This window comes from Micromonospora sp. SD19 (assembly GCF_054462275.1).
In genome coordinates, this window is record NZ_JBTLMN010000002.1 from 526,392 (window position 1) to 542,870 (window position 16,479).

Genomic DNA, 16,479 nt, shown 5'->3' on the forward strand with positions numbered 1-16,479 from the left:
CGCCCCCCGCACGTACGACGTGATCATCGCAGGGTGCGGACCGACAGGTGCGATGCTCGCCGCCGAGCTGCGGCTGCACGACGTCCGGGTACTCGTGGTGGAGAAGGAGACCGAGCCGCCATCGGCCGTCCGCATCGTCGGCCTGCACATCCGCAGCCTGGAGCTGATGGCGATGCGCGGGCTGCTGGAACGCATCCTCCCGCACGGGCGGCAGCGTCCGGCCAGCGCCTACTTCGCCGCCATCCCCAAGCCCGCGCCCACGGGCCTGGATCCCCGGTACGCCTACCTGCTGGGCATTCCGCAGCCGGTCATCGAACGTCTGCTCGAAGAACATGCCGTCGAACTGGGCGCGCAGGTCCGGCGCGGTCGGGCGGTCACCGCTGTCGAGCAGGACGACGACTGGGTGACAGTTGAGCTGGCCGACGGGGAACGGCTGCGCTCGCGATTCCTCGTCGGCTGCGACGGCGGGCGCAGCACAGTTCGCAAACTGCTCGGCGTCGGCTTTCCCGGCGAGCCGGCACGGACCGAGAGCCTGATGGGCGAGATGGCAGTAGGGATCCCGCCGGAGGAGATCGCCGTCAGGGTGGCCGAGATCCGCGAGACCCATCAACGGTTCTGGCTCCGGCCAGCAGGCGTCGGCGTCTACAGCGTCCTGGTCCCCGCCGCCGGCGTCAGTGACCGCGCCGAACCGCCCACCCTCGACGATTTCAAGCGCCAGTTGCACGCCGTAGCCGGGACCGACTTCGGCGTTCACTCCCCGCGCTGGCTGTCCCGCTTCGGCGACGCCATGCGGTTGGCCGACAGTTATCGGGTCGGACGGGTGCTGCTGGCCGGCGACGCGGCGCACATCCATCCCCCCATCGGCGGGCAGGGCCTCAACCTCGGCGTTCAGGACGCCGTCAACCTCGGCTGGAAACTGGCCGCACAGGTCCGCGGCTGGGCGCCGGAGGCCCTGCTCGACACCTACCAGGCCGAACGGCGTCCGGTCGCCGAGGACGTGCTGGACAACACCCGGGCCCAGACGCAGTTGCTGTCCACCGAACCGGGCGCACAGGCTGTGCGCCGGCTGCTCATCGAGCTGATGGACTTCGACGAGGTGAACCTGCACCTGCTCAAAAAGATCACCGCCATCGGCATCCGCTACGACTTCGGCGACGGCCCCGACCTGCTCGGTCGCCGGCTGCCCGACATCGACGTGAAGCACGGGCACCTCTACGGCCTGCTGCACCGCGGCCGTGGCCTGCTGCTGGACCGCATCGAACGCCTGACCGTCGGCGGCTGGTCCGACCGGGTCGACCACCTCGCGGATTCCACCGCGGCACTGGACGCTCCCGGCGTCCTGCTCCGCCCCGACGGCCACGTCGCCTGGATCGGCGACGACCAGCGGGATCTGGACCACCACCTCACCCGCTGGTTCGGCCGGCCCGTCCACTGATCCCGCCGCACCAACAGGTGCCGAGCTGTGGCGACGTCCCGGTCTGCCAGGACGTCGCCACGACACCCACCGGAATCGGCGTCACACCGACCGGTGGTTCAGCCGGATTCCTGGCACAGCTCATCGGCGTGCCTCGTGATCCACGCCGCGTCGCGGCGGTAGAGCTCGACGTGACTGCGAACCGTCTCCTGACCCTGGTCGGCGCGGGCCTCGGTGAAGGCGGCGAGATCGTGCAGTCGCGCAACGGCGACGGGGAGGACGTCCGCGGGCGCCAGCTGCGAGCCGTAGGAGGCGGCGAGCAGCCGCAGGCGTCGGGCCCGCTCGCCCAGGTCACTGTCAATGGCGTCGCCGTTGCTCGGGTCCGCCAACGGCACCAGCCGGTAGGCGAGGTATGCCACGTCCCACAACCGGGGGCCTGGCGAGGCCGTGTCCCAGTCGATGACACCGCTCAGTCGGCCATCGGTGAAGACCATGTTGTACGGCGCGAAGTCGTTGTGACAGATGACCTCGGCCGGCTGCCGTACCGCGGACTGCCAGACGGCACCGGAGACATCGAAGCCCAGACTGGCCTGGTGAAGGTGGGCGAGGTGGGCGCCGGCGTCGATGAGGACCTCCCGACTCCAGACCCAGGCCGGCAGCGGGTACTGAGGCACGACACCCGGCAGGTACGAGACGGTGTCACGCCCGTACTCGTCGGTGCCCAACGGGTGCGGCACCCAGGTGAGGCCGCGGTCACGAAGGTGCCCCAGCAGGCGCTGCACGGTCGGGTTCCATTCGGCGGCAGCACGCCGAACGGTGTCGCCGACGCGTATCGCGCCGCCCATGTTGCCGCCGGGCATCATCTCCTCCACGAGACGATGCTCCTGCTACGCCCCGATCACCGCAATCGCGTTGATCGTCATGAGCTGGCGGCGAGTTCGCCGAGAATCGGGCGCAGGCGGTCGGCCAGGGCCGCGTCCGTACGAGTGAGTTCTGTGCTCAGGACGGCTACGGCGGCCGACAGCGCGCGACGTAACTCGGCCTCATCCAGGGAACGGACCAGGGTCGTTTCGAGAGGTCCGGTGATGGTGGTGGGCAGGAGGTGGGCGCCCTTGGCGTAGCTGGTGGCATGACCCAGGCGCTGGCAGGCAAGTGACATCGTCTGGGTGCGCATCGCGCTGATCCAGTGCTCCGCCTGCCAGTATCGGCCTCGCTCGATGCTGATCCGCGCGTGCAGGGCGTGGTGCCACGCCAGGCCGGCGATCGTGTCGTAGCCGCTCGCCATGACCGCCTGGGACGGTGTGGCTTGCCCGAAGATGAGACGCCAACCCGGGCCGCGCGGCCCGAAGTCGGCTTCCGGGCCGAAGGCGAGGTCGACCTCCAGGCAGTGGGGAAGCAGGAACACCCGGTAGAGCATCGACCCGGAAGGGAGGTCCCAGTGATGGACAGCGGCGAAGTCCCGGTACATGAGTTGCGTCCACCGACGCATGACGGCGTCGAGCGGGTCGCTGACCGCGAAGGCCAGATCGACATCCGACCAGCGATCCTCATCGCCGCTGGCATGCGAGCCGGTGATAGCCGCGGCGACCACGGCGGGATCTTGCGCGGCGAGGCGCAACAACCGCTCCCGGATCAGGTCGCGTTCCTCCACGGAGAACACGTGATCACGCTGCTCCACCATCGAGGTGGCCCGGCGGCCGGAGATGAGCTGACGGCCCGACGCTGTATCGGCACCAGGCCACCGGCTTCCTCCTCGGACCCGTCACCAGCGGGACGTGAGAATGCTATCCCGGTGCCTCGACGTCGCCGTGGAAGAGTCCGGCGCGGACTTGTCAGCGGCGCACCGGTTCGTGGTGCCACGCCGGTGCTGGCAGACTGATCGAATGACAGGGCTGACCGCCGACCTCGTCGTCGATGGTCGTGAGCCGCAGACCCCGGCACTCGCCCCGAACGGGCGACTGCTCGGCTACGTTCTCGCTCCCATCAGCCGGGCCGGTGACCACCTCGACACCGAGCTCTGGCTCGTCGACACCGATGGTGTCGCGTCGCGCCGGGCGACCGCCGACACCGCAACCGAGTCCCAGCCACGCTGGTCGGCGGACTCCCAGACGCTGTTCTTCCTGTCCGACCGCACCGAGCGTGGGACCCCGCAACTGCACCGCCTCACCCTCGCCGACGGCACGGTGACCACGTGCACCAGCTGGAGCGGCGGCGTCATCGACCACCTGCCGCTCAACGACCCCGACCTGGTCGCCCTGCTCGCCGAGGACGAACCCACCGAACGGGACGCGCGCCGGGCCCGGGACCGCGACGACGCCATCGTGGTCGGCGAGCACGAGCCGCGTACCCGGTTGCGCCTGCTCGACCTGCGTACCGGCCGGGTGGTCAGCCCGCAGGTGTTCGCTGACCGGCACGTCGTGGAGGTGCGGCAACGTCCCGACGGCGGCCCACTCGCCGTGCTGACCTGGGCCAGCGCCGACAACGACCACGGGCCACGCACCAACCAACTGCATCTGTTCGACCCCACCACCGAAACGGCGGAGAACCTCGGACCGGTCGCGGTCGACGCACGATCGCTGGCCTGGTGGCCGGATGATGACGGTTGGCACCTCGGTTACGTCGCGCTCACCCCACCGCTTCTGCAAGCCGGCACCGCCGTGTTCGACCTGGCAGTGGAGAGCCGCGTCCTCCGCAACCGCACCGCTGGTCTCTCGATCTGCCCCACCGAACTCTGCCAGACCGACACCGCCCCGCTGGTGGTGTTCGCCGACGGCCTGAACACCACGGTGGCCAGGCTCGATCACACCGACCTCACCACCCTGTCGCATCACCCCGGACGTCTCGACAACCTCACCGCCACCCCCACCGGCGACATGATCGCGGTACGCACCGGCGCCCGCTACGAACCGCCGAACGTGCACATCGGAGCGCCAACGGGGCCGCTGCGACGCATCACCCACACCCGTCCGGAACTCGACGGCATCACATTCGGCACCCAACAGCCGCTGGCCTACCGTGCCGTCGACGGCCTCGACCTGGACGGCCTGCTCGTCCTCCCGGTCGGAAGAAACGCGTCCGAAGGCCCGTTCCCGCTGGTCACGATCGTGCACGGCGGCCCGTACGACCGCTACGCCGATCGTTGCCAGCTGTTCTGGTTCCCCAGCGCGCAGTGGCTGGCAGCCGCCGGCTACGCGGTGTTCCTGCCCAACCCGCGCGGCGGCCAGGGCCATGGTCACGAGTTCGCCGCCAGCGTCGCCGGCCGGGTCGGTCAGCAGGAGTGGACCGACATCCTGACCGGCATCGACCTACTGATCGCCGAGGGCGTCGCCGACCCCGACCGGCTGGGCATCGCCGGCTGGAGCCACGGCGGCTTCATGTCCGCCTGGGCCATCGGCCAGACCGACCGTTTCCGCGCCGCGCTCGTCGGCGCCGGCATCGTCGACTGGGGCATGCTCGCCGCGACCGGCGACAACGGCCAGTTCGAGGCGGCGCTGGGTGGCAGCACCGGCTGGTCCGGCATCGGACCACACCCGCACGACGCGGTCAGCCCGATCTCCTTCGCCAGTCAGATCCGCACTCCGGTGCTCATCGTGCACGGCGCCGAGGACACCAACGTCCCCCTCGGGCAGGCCGTGTATCTGCACCGGGCGTTGCGCCACTTCGATGTCGAGCACGAGTTCGTGACGTATCCGAGAGAGGGCCACGCGATCCGGGAACGCCACCACCAACTCGACCTCCTGCGCCGCACCCGCGCCTGGTTTGATCGCTGGCTCCAGCCGCCGGCCGGGCGCACCCCTGTCGACGGGTCGCCTTCGTGACCCCGGGTTGCTCCGGACAGGGCTCCCGGACGAACCCCTTACGGAACAGCACGCAGGTCCACCGCCGTGTCGAGTAGCGGCTGAAGAGCGTCCAGGAGCGGACCGGGGTGGACTGGGAGGCCATTGGCGTCTTCCCCGGCCTCGAACTCGCCGATCTCCAAGCCGACGAGGTCGGATTCGCCGATGGCGAGCGCGGCGGATCTGAGTTCGCTGAGTGTGAGGCCGCCGGGAACGAGGTAGTCGGTGGGCACGATGCCGGGTTCGAGGACGTCGCAGTCGAGGTGCACATAGACCGGACGGCCGGCGATCGCGGACCGCAGCCTCTTCGCCAGGTCCGGTCCTGGCCCGACCAGCGTGATCACGCCATCATCGATCAGGGGCTGCTCGCCCGGGTCGATGTCACGTGCCCCGCAAAGGATCGCGTTCTCTGGCTTCAGCCCCTGTCCCAGACCGGAGTCCCACATACCGAGCGGGCCGCTGAAGGCGAGGCCGCCGAGGTAGCCGGTCGTGCTGCTCTGGGGAGTGTTGAGGTCCGCGTGTGCGTCGAACCAGACGACCACCGCGTCCGGGCGATACCTGGCGACGACGGGAAGCGTCGCCAGAGCGACCGCGCAGCGGCTCAGCGCCGTGACCGGAAAGGCGCCGTCGCGCAACAACCCGTCGAAATGCTCTGCCATGGCGCGCAGTGCCGGCCGAGCCGCGGCCAACTCTTCTTCCCAGTTGGTACACAGCGCGGGTTCGGGTGACCCGATGACGACCGGCGCTGAACCCAGCCGGGCGGCGAGTTCGGCCGCGATCATTCCCGACGCCTGCATGGCCCGGTCGTTGTGGTCGCCGGCGCGGGCCGCGAAATGCGTGATCACCGGCGACGGGGGGTGGGACGCTGACATGGGTTCTCGCCTTCGCAAGAGCTGACAGTGACGACCTGACCGTAAGCGCTGGAGCTTATCCATGGCACGACCACTACGGGCTCAGCGCCGGGTCCGGCGTCACTGGTCCTCGCGGGCCATTGATGAGCCCGATGTTGTTGGCGTCTTCGTCGTTCGCCGAAGGAGATGCCGCGTGGCATTGGCGGTCGCCACCGCTGTCCGGGTCGAGGAGGTCCTCGTACACCCCGACCTTGAACCTGATCAGGTCCAGGCACTCGGCGAGTCTGCCGATCTGGGTGGTGACGTGGGCTTGGTGCTCGCGCATGAGCGTGAGTCGTTCTTCCTCGTTGCCGGCTCCCTGCCGGACGAGGTCGGCGTATCGGCGTAGCGCGGGCAGGGGCATGCCGGAGGCGCGCAAGATGATGCAGACGGTGAGCCAGTCCACGTCATCCTGGCTGTAGACGCGGCGCCCGCCAGGTCCACGTTGCACAGGGTTGACGAAGAGGCCCTCGTGCTCGTAAAAGCGCAGCGCATGGACGCTCAAGCCGGTGCGTTCGGCGACCTGCCCGATGCTCAGATTTGTGGTGACCTCAGCCATGCCGTTCAGGCTAGCGGCTTGACCTAGAGTCAACTCTAGATCCTAGGGTTCCCGTGCGGTCGACACTTCTGTCGCTCCGCGATCACGGCTGAATCAAGGGAGCATCACCATGCGCTATCGCACCCTCGGTGGAACTGGCATTCACGTCAGTGCCTACTGCCTCGGGACCATGATGTTCCAGGATGGCTGCAACTCCGACCATGACGATTGCGTTCGTATGATCCATGCCGCGGTGGATCAGGGGATCAACTTTGTCGATACCGCTGACATGTACGGGCAGGGAGAGTCCGAGGAGATCGTCGGCAAGGCGCTGCGGGGGCGCCGTGATGACGTTGTCCTGGCCACCAAGGTGCACTTCCAGATGGGCGAGGGCCGCAATCGCAGTGGCAACTCGCGGCGTTGGATCCTCAAGGCGGTTGAGGACAGCCTCAGGCGCCTGAACACCGACTGGATCGACCTCTACCAGGTCCACCGCCCCGACGACTCGACCGACGTCGAGGAGACGCTCTCGGTGCTCAGCGACCTCGTGCGTCAGGGGAAAATCCGTGCTTTCGGCTGCTCGACGTTCCCATCCGAGGAGATCGTCGAGGCGCATCACGTCTCCGAGCGTCGTGGCCTCGGACGCTTCCGCACCGAGCAGCCGCCGTACTCGATCCTGGCCCGCGGGATCGAGGCCTCGGTCCTGCCCGTCTGCCGGCGCTACGGAATGGGCGTGCTTGTCTGGAGCCCACTGGCCTTCGGGTTCCTCACCGGCAAGTACCGCAAGAACCAGCCCATCGACCTGTCCACCGGGCGTCCCACAATCCGGCCGGAACGATTCGATCCCACGCTCGCGGAAAACGCCGCCAAGCTCGACGTCGTCGAGCAGCTCGTCGACCTCGCGGAGAGCATCGGCTGCACCCTCCCGCAGCTCGCCATTGCGTTCACAGTGGCCCACCCGGCCGTCACCTCGGCGATCATCGGACCGCGGACCATGCCGCAGCTGGAGGATCTCCTCAAGGGCGCCGCGCTGACCCTGGACGACGCGGCCCTCGACCGAATCGACGAGATCGTGCCGCCCGGGACCAACCTGTACAACCCGAACGCTCCCATGCCCCCGCGTTCGCTGACCGACACCGCACTGCGTCGCCGCCCACTCGCCGACCGCGCCGCGGCCTGATCGAGCAGATAGGGCTGGGCCAGGACTTCGAATCGAGGGAGACGGGAGGTGCCCGTCTCCCTCGCGCCTTCGGGGCCCCTCCACACGCGACGTCGTCCACCCCGTTATGGCAATTAACGGTTTACCGGTAACAGTAATCCAATAAATCACCGCCACAAAACGGGCATATCACACGTGCATCATAATGACAGTTCTTGTGCGTAACGCGTCAGGATGGTGTCGTGGGGGCAGCGCTTGGCCCGCGAACTGCGAGATCCTGTTGTTGAGCGCCAGCGGCACTTCAGCGGCCGGTGACGCGGGCGTTCGGTAGGGACGACACCGCCCTTCAGTACGTGCGTCACCGATCTTCAGTGACTCGATCTTCGGCATTGCGGAAGATCGAGTCGGCGATTCCTCCCCAACGGCCCGACCGGAAGGGCTGTCCGATGTAAGCGGAGGCGGGGCCTCAAGGGGCACGGCGGGGCTGTCCGAGAAACGATCGTTTCCTGAACAAGATCGAGACAGGGCCCGCCTGCCGGTCGGAGCTGTCCAACAACCCTGTCCAGAAAGTCGGCGTGTCCAAGAAACCGATCACAGGTTTGTCGGACACCCTGAACCGCATGACCGCTTCCACGTCCGCACCGGACGATCCGCTCGCGCAGGCCCGGCCGTCCGGAGTGCTCGTCGGCTACGGCCGGGTGTCGACCCGGGAGCAGAACCTCGCTCGCCAGGAGGCGGCGTTGACTGCGGCCGGCTGTGCGCGTTGCTTCTTCGACAAGGCCTCAGGCAAGAACGCAGACCGGCCGGAGCTGGCCCGCATGTTCGACTACGTCCGACCCGGTGACGCCCTGATCGTGGTGTCCCTCGATCGCCTCGGCCGCTCCCTGGAAGACCTCATCGCGATCGTGGGCCGGCTCAAGCGCCAGGGCGTGGGATTCCTGTCGCTGCACGAAAAGCTGGACACCACCACCGCCGGCGGCATGTTCGTCTTCCACGTGTTCGCTGCCTTGGCCGAGTTCATCCGCACCATCATTGTCGCCAACACCAACGAAGGCCTGGCCGCCGCCCGCGCCAGAGGGCAACGACTCGGCCGGCCGCCAGCGATGACCCCCGAGAAACTTGCCTACGCCCGCCAGCTGCTCGCAGAGCCGGACCGCTCGATCAGCGCGATCGCCAAACTCGTCGGCGTGTCTCGCAGCACGATCTACAAAGCACTGCCCGAGCTGCTTCCGCCGCAGCTGGCGCAGCATCGCCTCGCCGCGCAGATCGCCTTACTGCCGGCCGACACCCGGAAGCCGCCCTCGAACTCAACCGGGTGTGGCTCTTCCGGAGAGATGATCAAGTCAAGGTGACGTTGCCCTTGTAGCAACTGGCGTGGACGCGGTTTTTCTCCTGGTCAAGGCGGTAGGTCCAGTGGGCGTCGAAGTCGCCGTTGCTGATCGGGGCGCGTAGCTTGAAGACGGCTTCGGCACCGGGCAGGCCCGAGCAGGCATCGGTGAGGTGGGTTCCATGCGGGTCTCTGACGAAGTGACGGCAAACGCCCCTCGATGACACCGGCGGTGATCAGCCAGCAGACGCGAGCGCATGACACAAACCCCGCTGGGAGCGGCGGCTCGTTCGCGCGTCGAGCTGCTGCCCTCAACGTCAGGTGAGCCGGCAGAGCACGGGCACGAGCGACGTGATCGGCGGCAGTCAGCGGATGCTGATGTCGCCTCGGGTCCTTGCCGCGGAGCCGACTGCTGTGACCATTTTCGCCGGATGCGTCCGGTGCCTGCCGCCGCCGAACTGCACACTTTCGACACGAGGTGACGGCTGCGGTGGCGGACCAACGGTGTGGTCAGCGTGACCGCGCCGCCTTGGTGGAACAGGACTCTGTCGGTCCCGCGTGCCATCATCGACTCACCCGAGCGTGACGGGCCTCTCCTCCAGCACCCGACTTGCCGGATTGAAACCAGTTTGAGGACGCGCATGAACCTGAGGGCGACGCACTACGGCTACGCATACCAGGACCTCATCACTGGCATCGCCCTCGTCGACCTGGTGCTTGGCACCGCCGAACACATCACGGTCGACACCAAGGGGTTCACTGGCGACCGGTTCGACGACCTGACTATCGCCTACAGGACCGGTCGGCGACTCCGTATCCAGATCAAGCACACGACTCTAGACCGCGAGCTGTCGAAGGACAGCTTTTCCGGGGACGGGAGGAGTCTCCGGCTCGACTTGCTGTTCGGCGCTCTCCTATCCGACCTGGACCAGCACCCCGGCACTACGTACCGGGTCATCGTCCGCGACGGCAACCCGGATGAGGACCTCGCCGTCGTGCTAAAACCCGTTGACGCGGCAGGCGACCCTGGTCACCCGCTGCCGGGCGTCGCCACCCGCAGGTTCAAGTTCAACCCGACGGCCCTCCAGGAAACTGAACCCTGGAAGACGCGCCTTGCCGGTCTCACTGAGGTTCAGATCCGCACGGCGTGCGAGCACCTCACTATCGACACCAGCGCCCCGGCTTCGACGCTCGACTTCTCCGCGCCCGGTCTGGCTGAGCGCGCGCTCCTGCGTCGCGTTATCGAAGAGCTCGGCGCTGGCCGCACCCCTAACACCAACATTCGACCCGAGTATGCGGCGCTCGCCTTGGCTCATGCAGCCACTGGCGCCCGCGCACTCGACGGGAACGTCGCGCGGGAACACGTTTTACCCCAAGTCGGGCTCACCACCGACTTCGGTGCCGTCGCCGAAGGACACCCCATCGAAACGGCCATCGTCGTGCCCCGGGCCGGCGCTACCGCCGAAGTGCGCAAGCATGTCGACGCCGTCGCCCCCGCCGGCGGCCGCGTCGTCGTTACCGGCGAACCCGGTGTCGGCAAGTCCTGGCTGTGCGAACAACTCGCAGACACCCACCGCGACGAAGGCTGGATTGTTGCCCGGCACCACTGCTGGCTCGGTGCCAACGACATCAACCGAGAGGAACGCGTCCTCACCGACGTTGTCATCGGAAGCCTTCTGCGGCAGCTCGAACAGATCGTGCCCGAAGCCACCACAGACCTGCGGCCCAGGTTCGCCGCTACCCCGGAAGCGCTCACCGTCGCAGTGGAGGCATGCCGCGAGACGCGCCCCGGGCAGAGCGTGCTTCTTATCGTCGACGGTCTCGACCACGTTGACCGGGTTCTGGGCCGGCGTACCAGCCGACAGACGGACCCCTCCCGCCTACTGGTTGACCAGCTTGCCGCCATCGACCTCCCGCCCGGCGTTTGCATGCTCATCGCGAGTCAACCCGGTTCCCACCTCGCGAACGCAGCACCCGCGGCCGGGGACCTCGTCCAGATGCCCCGCATGTCGTGGGAGGAGATCTGCACTCTCGCGACCAAGCATGGGCTCCTCACCGAGCCCGGGGGGACCGAGCCGCTCGATGATGACGACGAACGCGCCATCGTCGATCTAGTCCACGGCCGTTCCGGCGGCAACGCGCTCTACGCCACCTACCTGTGCCGGTACGCGACCCGCACGTCACCGCTCGACGACGGCGCAGCGCCGAGCACGGTCAACGACATCATTCACCGGCTGGCGCGTGTCCCCGACACGGCCACTGACATCGACGCGTACTACGAGTACCTGCTTGGCGCCATGACCGACGACCAGTTGTTCGCCATCGGTATCCTCGCGCTGTGCGACTTCGCGCTGTCCGCGGACGAGCTCGGCGAACTGCTTCCCCCAATGGTGAAGACGTTGTTGGCATCCGCTCTCAAGACGCTCGCACCCGTGCTGAAGTCGCAACCCGGCCTCGGTGGCCTGCGCATCCACCACGAAAGCTTTAGCCGGCACATCCTGCGCGGCAAGGACGACGAGTGGGTCGCGTCCATCCGTGAAAGCGCGGCCGCGTGGCTCGCGGCTCGCGGGTTCTTCACCGACGCGCGGGCGTTCCGGCACCTTCCCGAGCTCCTCGCGCACTTGGACCGGTACGACGAACTGAAGGAGCTCATCCAGCCGGGGTTCGTCGCCGAAAGCATCCGCGCGTTCCAACCGCCGGAGGCGCTGCAGCGGGTCGTCGGGATCGTTGCCCGTGAAGCCGAAGCACGGCTCGACTGGCCGACGCTGATCACCTGCGTCGAGACCCGCAAGTCAATTGACACTTACGAGACCGAGTCGCTGACCGACTCGATTGTCGAGTACGCGGAGGTCGTGGTGGCCATCGTCGGTGCCGACGTCGTAGCCGAGCGACTCATGTACGAAGGACGGCCCACATTCCCGTCACGGTGGGGGCTCCGCCTCTGTGAGTCAGTTGATCGAGCCGGGGCTGCGGCCCCGTGGAAGGCATACATCGACGCCCGAGAGTCCGAATCGAAACGCGAACGCTCCACCTACAGCTCTGACGGCGACGGCACTCTCCACCTGGCCATCCAGCTCGGTGCGCTCCGCCTCCGCAATCAGCGCGGTGACGTCCCGCCGAACCTGGCCGAACAGGTTGCCGAGAACCTAGAACTCGACCACGACGCGTCCCTTGAAGATCTGGTCGACGTGTTCACCGCCGGTCTCCCGGCGGGGTTCATGCCGGATGTTGCGGCGGCGATGACCGACCCCGACAAGGCCGCTCGGGTCTACCTGGCACTCGCCAACCTCGCCGCAGCCGGGACACCCGGCCTACCCGATCCGGCCGACCTCGCCCGGCAGGCGTGGGGGCTTGCGCCGGCACTCGACATCGTCGGGTACCTGAACTATGGCATCCCCGCCGGTGACGTTCTCGCAGGGCTGGGAACCATCGACCTTGAAGCGGACATCCAGGCCGCGACCGACGCCATCCTCGCCCGTCGTTCCGCCAACTACGGCAACATCCAACGGTGGCTTTCGCTCCTCACCCTCGCCCACGCCCTCGACCGGAGCATCCCGCTCAAGTACGCCAGTCAGCTCGCGGGCGTCGGCTTCTATCGCGCCTGGCTGCGGTACGCGGTGGCGACCATCGGCGTCGCAGAGGACGTCGCCGCCGGCCTCACCACGGCCGAAGCAGCCTCCACGGCCGTCCTGGTCGCGCTCGCGGACCTCGCGGCTGAAGCACACCCGTTCACCGGTGACCCGCGGGCGTGCGACCTGTATTCCATTCACTCGCTTGTTCACAAGGTCGTCGAGAGCTCCCTCATCGTCGTCCAAACCAGCGACCTCGACCCGGTGCTCGCCCACCTCGTCGCCATCGGCGACGGCACCACCACCACGACCAACTTCGGACTGCCCGAGAATGGGCCCCTCGCAACCAACGACCTTCTCGAAATCCTGTCTCGCGTCTCCGACCACATCGGCGTCGGCGCCACCCACGCCCTGATCAAGGTTATCCGGGACCGACGCCGTGACACCAACACCCAGTACAGCATCACCGCCGACTTCGAACTCGCGACCGCCCGCATCTGCGTCGCCGCCGGCGCGAAGGATGAAGCCGACGAATGCTGGCGCCGCGCCTGTCTACTCCTGGCGAGCTACGGCGGACATAAAGACCCCACCATCTTGGAAATCATCGACAGCATCCACGACATCGCCGACGTCGACATCGACGCCGCACGCGCATGCCTGGAGAAGCTCGTCGATCTCGTCTACCTGGTGCGGCAGCACACCAACGGCCGCGGCACCTCAGGCTTCGTGACCCGGTGGTGGGAGGAGGCCGCAACCATTGATCCGATTGCTGTGGGCATCGACGGCGCGGACACCCTCCTCGCCATGCTTGGGTTCGAGGACGTGCGCGCGTACACCGCACACGCGCACCTACTCGAAACCCAGGCCATGGCCGCGGACCCAATCGTCCTGGCGGCCCTCCGACTGACCGTCGGGACGGGCTGGCGTCGCCCGACCACGGACCTTGAGCTCCTCACCCGGCTCGCGAATGAGCTCGGCAGGAGCCCGCAGACGGACGTGATGCTCGCCATTGTCGCGAACAATGTCGCGGCGACCTACGACGACCAGCCGATGCTGTACTCCAGCGATCAGCCCAAGTCCGCGGTGACACCGGAGCTTGTCGACGCAGTCGTCCGATTGGGTGGCGCAGCTTTCCCGACCCGGACGCCGCGTCCGGAGCAGAAGCGGAACAGCGCATGGGACTCCAGCCCGAAGCCTGACCCGCTGGAGTTGCAGAAGCGGCTTGTGAGTGACCAGCGTCCCGTCGTCCTCGTTGGCCGGGCGGGTGCGATACTCGCGGCACGCGAATTCGACAACCAGCGGTATCGGGACGACGCTGCTCCCAGGTGGGACCTTGACGCGGTCACGAACGCCATCGGATGGCGCATCATTGAAGCGACCCTGACCTATGGTGCAGAGGCGGGTATCGGGCTAGTTGACGACGTCGCCCGTGAGGTCTCCCGGTTTTCCGATAACGAGGTGTTCGCTGGTCTTGGCGAGGGCCTCGCCGCCCGCTGCGACGGCACCAGCGACGCGTTGAGGACGGTCGCGAGCTACTGTCTCACGCTCGCTTACATCCGTATCCGCGGCGGGGGCGGGTGGCGCACGTTCGCCGGACGGGAACGTGTAAACCTGTGGACCACAGCACAAGAGCTGGATTCGGTTACCGCGGAGAGGACGCTGGCGGCGGCGGTCGCCGAGACGGTTGATTCAGATGCGCAGAGTACGTACGGGGTGACGCAGGCTGTGGTCGCAGCGTTCGCTTCGGCGCCGACCGGCGCGCCGGGTGGTACGGCGGTCGAGTGTTGGGAGGCTGCGTTCCCGATCATTCAGCATCGGCTCCCGGGGACCGCGGAACGGGCCGGTCACACGTACCGCCCGACCGCAACCCCTGATTCGCAGGATGCATTGGATGTCGCGTTGGCGACGCTTGCGTTGGCGACGATCTCGCAGCCCCTGCGCGCGGACCTGCGGCAGACGCTCCTCGCCACCACACTGCTGGTGACGTGCCGCCCGAGGATCGCGCAGGCAGCACTCGTCCACGTGCTGCGAGCTCGCTTGGACGCAGGCCGAATCACATGGCTGTTGGACGTCATACGCACCTGCCTGCCGATTGGCGATCTGACTGATGAGATGGCGGCAGAGTTGACGCAGCTGGCTGGAACGGATTGGTTGTCAGTGCGCGCGCTCGCGGGCCGGATCCTGGACGCACACGGCCGTCCGGTTCCGTACCCGACGGCGACCGAACCCGCCCCGAAGGTACGAGCTGCCTTCCACGACCTCATGAGGAAGCGCGAATGACATCGGCGACACCGGAGGAACGGGCTGAAGGGTTCGTGACTCTGTTTCTCCATGACCGCCTTGAGGATGCGAACGAGCCCCCGGGATTGCGTGAAGCAATCGTCGATCGGCTTGTCGGGCAGGTCGACGACATCGGGAAACGCTTCGGCGAACAGATCGACCATCTGCGATCATCGTGGGCCAGACGGATGCCGGACGCGTACCTCGCGGACGAAGAAGTCGTCGAGAACGAGCTGCAGTCGGCTGCTGCCGGCATCCGGGCCGCGAGAGCGCTAGAAGGAGTCCTATCAGACCCTCGACGATTCGAACAGACTCTCGCGCAACGTTTGGCGCCGAACGCGCGATGGGCGCTCCGCAGCGAAGCATCAAGGGTTCCGCGGCCCCCAACCCGAGCCAGTGCGCTCAACTGGTCTCTGACACCCATCCCATGGATTGAAGACGACGCTGAGTGGCCCCCCGCCGACGCAATCGCTCTCGCGGATGTCCGGCAACTCACCGGTGCAGACGGCGAGCCGGTACGCGTCAGCGAGGAGCCATACAAAGGATGGGTCCAGCTCGGGATGTTCGAGCGGCAAGCAACACTCGCCACCCGCTACCCCGACACCCCAGCCCGGCAAATACTCATCGCAACCGGACTCGAGGCATGCGACGGACCGCCGCCCGTCAACAGCATGCCACTCTCCCGCACCACACCGCACCCGTGGGCCGTCGGCTACAAACACCTCGCACCCAATCTCGACGCCGAACGAGCCCGCATCGCCCTCAGCTCCACCCGAGGACCCCTCGCCGCATTCATCGACTACGAGGGCCAACCGGGCGCCCCGGCGCATGACCGTGGAGTTGGACTCCAACGCTTCACACTCGTCCCCCGGATCGAAGTCATTGCTCTCCTCGGGCTCCGCCCCGAAGCACCAGCACTACGTCACGTCCTCGTCGACGACAACGGCACAGCAATTGTCGGCCGGCAATGGCGCGGCTTCCTCATCCACGACGGCAACTACAGCCCACTCGAACCAGCCATCCACGGAGCCGACCTAATCCTCCGCACCGACCTTTACCAAACCCTCGTAGACGCCGTCGGTAAGGATCGACTTTCCCTCGGCGTGACCGTAAGCCATTCCGAGAATGCCCCATCACCCGGCTCACCAAAGGGCAGCGATTGATGCCCCTAGTCTCTCCATATTGAAGCTCCTCTTCGCCGTACACGGAGGAACCCCGACCGGCCGAATCGGTCCGGGCGTTCACGGGGAATGCCTGAGTGGTTAGGGAGCGGTCTGCAAGGCGGGCCCCTCGTCCACGGCAGCAGCTGCCCGCCGTTGGCGCCCTCCTTCCACGGCGCCGTCGTGTTTCTGTGCCCTGACGTGCTGGCCCGGCTGCTAGACACCGTGAGTGGCACCCGACCCCGCACCACCACCTTCGCGAGCCACCAAATTGGCGGCGAGGACGTCAACGACGAGCAGTCAGCG

At 67.4% G+C, this 16,479-nt stretch carries 10 protein-coding genes; 6 read left to right on the forward strand and 4 right to left on the reverse strand.

The annotated features are described in order from the left end of the window. Positions 1-52: 52 nt before the first annotated feature. On the forward strand, positions 53-1,435 hold the full coding sequence (locus ACX27O_RS09580; protein ID WP_458939466.1) for an FAD-dependent monooxygenase: 1,383 nt from the start codon (positions 53-55) through the stop codon (positions 1,433-1,435). A gap of 98 nt (positions 1,436-1,533) precedes the next feature. Here the strand turns inward: ACX27O_RS09580 and ACX27O_RS09585 are convergent, their stop codons facing one another. Next, complete coding sequence (locus ACX27O_RS09585; RefSeq protein WP_358126331.1) at positions 1,534-2,277, reverse strand: aminoglycoside phosphotransferase family protein; 744 nt, start codon at positions 2,275-2,277, stop codon at positions 1,534-1,536. 56 nt (positions 2,278-2,333) lie between these two features. Next, positions 2,334-3,074 (reverse strand): nucleotidyltransferase domain-containing protein, encoded by a 741-nt coding sequence (locus ACX27O_RS09590; RefSeq protein WP_458939291.1) that lies wholly within the window; start codon positions 3,072-3,074, stop codon positions 2,334-2,336. 223 nt (positions 3,075-3,297) lie between these two features. Between ACX27O_RS09590 and ACX27O_RS09595 the strand changes: the two genes are divergently transcribed. Next, positions 3,298-5,232, forward strand: a complete 1,935-nt coding sequence (locus tag ACX27O_RS09595; protein ID WP_458939292.1) for a S9 family peptidase — start codon at positions 3,298-3,300, stop codon at positions 5,230-5,232. Between the two features lie 38 nt (positions 5,233-5,270). Here the strand turns inward: ACX27O_RS09595 and ACX27O_RS09600 are convergent, their stop codons facing one another. Both ACX27O_RS09600 and ACX27O_RS09605 read right to left on the reverse strand, forming a co-directional pair. Beyond that, positions 5,271-6,095, reverse strand: coding sequence for an arginase family protein (locus ACX27O_RS09600; protein WP_387221553.1), 825 nt, complete (start codon positions 6,093-6,095; stop codon positions 5,271-5,273). Between the two features lie 100 nt (positions 6,096-6,195). Then, positions 6,196-6,699: a MerR family transcriptional regulator gene (locus ACX27O_RS09605; protein WP_210865811.1), complete on the reverse strand. Its 504-nt coding sequence runs from the start codon at positions 6,697-6,699 to the stop codon at positions 6,196-6,198. A gap of 109 nt (positions 6,700-6,808) precedes the next feature. On the opposite strand from ACX27O_RS09605, the gene ACX27O_RS09610 reads away from it, so the two are divergent. From ACX27O_RS09610 to ACX27O_RS09625, 4 genes are all read left to right on the forward strand, one after another. Beyond that, the gene (locus ACX27O_RS09610; RefSeq protein ID WP_358126185.1) at positions 6,809-7,858 is read left to right on the forward strand and encodes an aldo/keto reductase; all 1,050 of its coding nucleotides are present in this window, start codon (positions 6,809-6,811) and stop codon (positions 7,856-7,858) included. Between the two features lie 554 nt (positions 7,859-8,412). After that, a complete protein-coding gene (locus tag ACX27O_RS09615) occupies positions 8,413-9,189 on the forward strand; it encodes a recombinase family protein (RefSeq protein WP_458939293.1) in 777 nt (258 codons plus the stop codon). Positions 9,190-9,805: 616 nt separating this feature from the next. Beyond that, on the forward strand, positions 9,806-15,013 hold the full coding sequence (locus ACX27O_RS09620) for an NACHT domain-containing protein (protein WP_458939294.1): 5,208 nt from the start codon (positions 9,806-9,808) through the stop codon (positions 15,011-15,013). Further along, positions 15,010-16,176, forward strand: coding sequence for a hypothetical protein (locus ACX27O_RS09625; RefSeq protein ID WP_458939295.1), 1,167 nt, complete (start codon positions 15,010-15,012; stop codon positions 16,174-16,176). Before ACX27O_RS09620 ends, ACX27O_RS09625 begins: the two co-directional genes overlap by 4 nt. The last annotated feature ends 303 nt before the right edge of the window (positions 16,177-16,479 follow it).

What these genes read in the sequence shown, in the direction of transcription:
- ACX27O_RS09580 (WP_458939466.1), top strand. Translation starts at nt 53, where the DNA reads ATGCTCGCCGCCGAGCTGCGGCTGCACGACGTCCGGGTACTCGTGGTG.
- ACX27O_RS09585 (WP_358126331.1), bottom strand. Translation starts at nt 2,277, where the DNA reads ATGATGCCCGGCGGCAACATGGGCGGCGCGATACGCGTCGGCGACACC.
- ACX27O_RS09595 (WP_458939292.1), top strand. Translation starts at nt 3,298, where the DNA reads ATGACAGGGCTGACCGCCGACCTCGTCGTCGATGGTCGTGAGCCGCAG.
- ACX27O_RS09605 (WP_210865811.1), bottom strand. Translation starts at nt 6,699, where the DNA reads ATGGCTGAGGTCACCACAAATCTGAGCATCGGGCAGGTCGCCGAACGC.
- ACX27O_RS09610 (WP_358126185.1), top strand. Translation starts at nt 6,809, where the DNA reads ATGCGCTATCGCACCCTCGGTGGAACTGGCATTCACGTCAGTGCCTAC.
- ACX27O_RS09620 (WP_458939294.1), top strand. Translation starts at nt 9,806, where the DNA reads ATGAACCTGAGGGCGACGCACTACGGCTACGCATACCAGGACCTCATC.
- ACX27O_RS09625 (WP_458939295.1), top strand. Translation starts at nt 15,010, where the DNA reads ATGACATCGGCGACACCGGAGGAACGGGCTGAAGGGTTCGTGACTCTG.